The sequence below is a fragment of the Microbacterium sp. ISL-103 genome, from assembly GCF_018613995.1.
Lineage (GTDB): Bacteria > Actinomycetota > Actinomycetes > Actinomycetales > Microbacteriaceae > Microbacterium.
Window position 1 is genome coordinate 1 of record NZ_JAGGPD010000625.1, and the last position, 4,081, is coordinate 4,081.

At 69.6% G+C, this 4,081-nt stretch carries 3 protein-coding genes and 1 pseudogene; all 4 read right to left on the minus strand.

The features are described 5' to 3' along the window. Positions 1-537, minus strand: a pseudogene (locus tag J7E68_RS18800) (acetylglutamate kinase); the annotation flags it as partial. Next, entirely contained in the window at positions 534-1,691 is a 1,158-nt protein-coding gene (argJ, locus tag J7E68_RS18805; RefSeq protein ID WP_215175071.1) for a bifunctional glutamate N-acetyltransferase/amino-acid acetyltransferase ArgJ, read from the minus strand. The pseudogene J7E68_RS18800 and the gene argJ, both read right to left, overlap by 4 nt. Further along, the gene (argC, locus tag J7E68_RS18810; protein ID WP_215175072.1) at positions 1,688-2,740 is read right to left on the minus strand and encodes an N-acetyl-gamma-glutamyl-phosphate reductase; all 1,053 of its coding nucleotides are present in this window, start codon (positions 2,738-2,740) and stop codon (positions 1,688-1,690) included. Before argC ends, argJ begins: the two co-directional genes overlap by 4 nt. 244 nt (positions 2,741-2,984) lie before the next feature. Further along, on the minus strand, positions 2,985-4,081 hold a 1,097-nt coding region (locus J7E68_RS18815; protein ID WP_215175073.1), incomplete at its 5' end, for a bifunctional hydroxymethylpyrimidine kinase/phosphomethylpyrimidine kinase.

The window sequence follows — 4,081 nt, forward strand, 5'->3', positions numbered from 1 at the left end:
GACGGGCACCCGGCCCGCCGCGAGATGGTCGAGCACGGGCGTCGGGTCGACCTCGACGACGTCTCCGACACGACCGAGGTCGATCTCCTCGCCGTCGATGACGACTCCCCGACGGCGACCGCCGAAGAGTCCGGCATCCTCTCCGCTGAGGCCGGTCGCGATCGGACCGTGCGAGTTGATCTTCGAGACCAGCTGCGGGTTCACCTGACCGGTGAGAACCATGCGCACGACGCTGATCGCCTCGGTGTTGGTGACGCGGTAACCGCCCTTGAACTCGCTCGGGATCTCGAGCCGCTGCAGCATGTCGGAGATCTGGGGACCGCCTCCGTGCACGACGACCGGCAGCACTCCGACGTAACGCAGGTAGGCGATGTCCTGCGCGAACGCCTCCTGCAGCTCGTCCGAGACCATGGCGTTGCCGCCGTACTTGACGACGACGATCTGGTCGCGGAACTTCTTCAGCCACGGAAGCGACTCGATGAGCGTCGCGGCCTTGACGGCGGCGACGTCTGGCGTGGTGTCCTGGATATCGGTCATGAGGCGTAGGCGCTGTTCTCGTGCACGTAGTCGTGGGTGAGATCGTTGGTCAGAATGGTCGCGGTCGCCTCGCCGACCTTGAGGTCGATCACGAGGTGCGTCGCTCGGGGGGTCAGGTCGACCTCTTCACGCGGGCGATCAGGGCCGCCCTCGCTGCACACGCGCACGCCGTTCATCCAGACGTCGACGTCGTACGGGTCGAACTGCGCGCTCGTGGTGCCGATCGCCGCCAGCACACGCCCCCAGTTGGGATCGTTGCCGAAGATGGCCGCCTTGAACAGGTTGTTGCGGGCGACCGAGCGGCCGACCTCGACGGCCTCGCCCTCGGTGGCGGCGTGCTGCACCTCGATGGTGATGTCGTGGCTCGCGCCTTCCGCGTCGCCCTGCAGCTTGACCGCGAGCTGCTGGCACAGCTCCGCGAGAGCCGCCGAGAAGTCCTTGAGCTCCGGGGCGATCTCTGAGGCGCCGTTGGCGAGCAGCGTGACCTGGTCGTTGGTCGACATGCAGCCGTCGGAGTCGAGGCGGTCGAACGTCGTACCCGTCGCGAAGCGCAGCGCGGCGTCGGCCTCGAGCGGCTCGAGCACGGCATCCGTCGTGATGACCACCAGCATCGTCGCAAGGCCGGGCGCGAGCATGCCCGCCCCCTTCGCCATGCCGCCGATGGTCCAGCCGTCGCGGGTGACGACGGCCGTCTTCGACACGCTGTCGGTGGTCATGATCGCCTCGGCCGCGACCTCGCCGCCGTCGGTCGACAGCGCCGCGATCGCCTGCTCCGTGCCCGAGAGCACCTTGCCGCGGAAGACCTCGTCGCCCACCCCGATCAGGCCCGTCGAGCAGATGAGCACGTCGCCGGCGCTGACGCCGAGCAGCTCGGCCGCCTTCTCGGCGGTCTGGTGAGTGGTCTGGAACCCGAAGCTGCCGGTGAAGCAGTTCGCGCCACCGGAGTTCAGCACGACGGCCTCGACCACGCGATCGGCGACGGCCTGCTGCGACCAGATGATCGGATTTGCCTTGGCGCGGTTGCTGGTGAACACGGCGGCCCCGACCTTGCGAGGGCCGCGGTTGACGACCACGGCGACATCGGGCTTGCCGGTGGACTTCAGACCGGCGGCGACTCCGGCCGCCTCGAATCCTGCGGGGGCGGTGACGCTCACGGCGCGACTCCGTTCACTGAGAGGGCGCGGGACTCGGGGAGGCCCAACGCGAGGTTCATGGATTGGATGGCAGCGCCGGCGGTGCCCTTGACCAGGTTGTCGACCGCGGTGACCACCGTCACGCGGTTCGCCGCTCGATCGATCGCGAGCCCGATCAGCGCGGTGTTGGCACCGAGGACGTCAGCGGTACGCGGGAACTCGCCCGCGGGGAGCAGCTGCACGAAGGTCTCATCGCCGTACGCGTCCTGCCACGCCGCCCTGATCTCGGCATCGCTGACACCATCGACGATCGGAGCCGTCGAGGTGGCGAGGATGCCCCGCGACATGGGGACGAGTACCGGCGTGAACGAGATGCGGATGCCGTCGGGCGCGGCGCCCGAGGCTGCGGCGAGCGCCTGGCGGATCTCGGGGATGTGCCGGTGCGTGCCGCCGACTGCATAGGGGTTGGCGCTTCCCAGGATCTCCCCGGCGAGCAGATTGGTCTTGAGACTCTTGCCCGCCCCCGACGGACCGACCGCGAGCACCGAGACGATGTCACTCGCACCGATCACACCGGCCGCGACTCCCGGTGCCAGGCTGAGGCTCACGGTCGAGGCGTTGCAGCCCGGTGCAGCGATCCGCGTCGCGCCGCGCAGCGTCTCGCGATGCTTGAGGCCGTCGACCAGCAGCTCGGGCACGCCATAGGCCCAGGGCTCGTGGAAGTCCCCACCGTAGAACGCATCCCACGAATCCTGCGACGTCAGTCGGTGGTCGGCACCGGCGTCGATCACGAGCGGGGTGTCGCCGAGCGCATCGGTGTACTGGCCGGACTGGCCATGGGGCAGCGCGAGGAAGACGATGTCGTGCCCGGAGAGGATCTCAGGGGTGGTGTCCTGCAGCGTGAGGTGGGCGAGAGAGCGCAGGTGCGGCTGGTGCTGCACGAGCGGCTGCCCTGCGTTCGAGTGCGCCGTGACGGTGCGGATCTCGATGTCGGGATGCGACGCGAGGAGGCGCAGGATCTCGCCGCCCGCGTAGCCGGATGCGCCGGAGACGGCGACGGAGTACGTCATGCTTCTACCTTAACGGTCAGGCCCCGTGTCGAACTCGGGGTGCAGTGTCGGGAACCGGGGCGGCGACACCGGCACTCGACCGCCGTGCGTGTGCAGGCAGAAGCGCAGGGTCGCCTAGAGTCGGCGGCCGCTGCGGCGTCGGCGCACGGCGATGACGCTCGGAACGAGCGTCAGAGTTGCGGTGGCGGCCGAAGGCATGCCGCGACGATAGCGCGCTCGGCGCGGCATGCGCAAATCCGTGCTGTCATCCGGTGGCGGCTGACGCGTACGGTGCGGCGAAGAACGCGAGCTCATGGGCGCTCGACACCTCGAACGCGTGCAGCATGCGTGCCCGGTCGGCAGCATTCGCGTGCGTCGCCGCGGTCGTCACGAACGCGATCGCCTGCTCGGTCGCCTGCGCGAACGCGGGGTCGGCATAGGTCAGAAGCCACGACGCGTAGGGATGCTGCGGGTCACGGGCGTGTTCTCCGAAGTCCCCCGCGTGCAGGCGTCGACCGAGATCCGTGTAGAGCCAGAAACACGGCAGGATGGCGGCGATCAGCTCGGCGTAGTCGCCTCCGAACGCCACGGAGCGCAGGTGGTCGAGATACGCGACGGTGGCCGGCGCGGCAACGGCGGCGAAGGTCGCGGCATCCACCCCCGCGCCCGGAGTGAGCCACGACGCGTGGAGTTCGAGCTCGCCGACGATCGCTCCCTGCGCCGAGTCGGCCCAGAAAGCCTGCTCGCGAGCGGTCGGGGCGAGACGTGCCGCCTCGGCCAGCACACGCGCATAGTCCCTGAGATACAGCGCATCCTGTGCGAGGTAGAACACGAAGGGCTCCGCGGCGAGGGTGCCGTCGGCAAGAGCGCGGATGAACGGGAGTTCGTCGATGGCCGCCCGCACGTCAGCGGTGTGCTCCCACCACGCACGGCGGATGTCGTCAGGCGACGGCCCACCATCGATGCCTCCTCGCGCCCACAGACCCGCGAAGTGATTGATCGGCCCATGGCCGCGTCCGACGTGCAGACCGTCGCTCGCGCGCAGCGATTCCCGCAGCCACGACCGCGACGAGGCCACGGCGTCGATCGGCGATTCGCCCCGTGCGAGGCGGGTGGCGAGCGCCGAAGACAACGAGCACCCGGTTCCGTGCGTGTTGGCGGTGGGGATGCGAGCCCCGGGGTACTCCCGCCGCACGGCCCGCGCAGTGTCGACCAGGGCATCCGGAGCCTCGTCTGCATCGAGGTGACCGCCCGTGACGAGCACCGCGACGTCGTCGCGCGCCGACAGCTCGTCTGCCGCGGTGAGCGCATCGTCCCATCCGACGATCCGGCGTCCGGCGAGCACCGACAGCTCGGCGAGGT

Excerpts from the sequence above, each read along its gene's own strand:
- argC (WP_215175072.1), bottom strand. The coding sequence starts at position 2,740 with ATGACGTACTCCGTCGCCGTCTCCGGCGCATCCGGCTACGCGGGCGGC.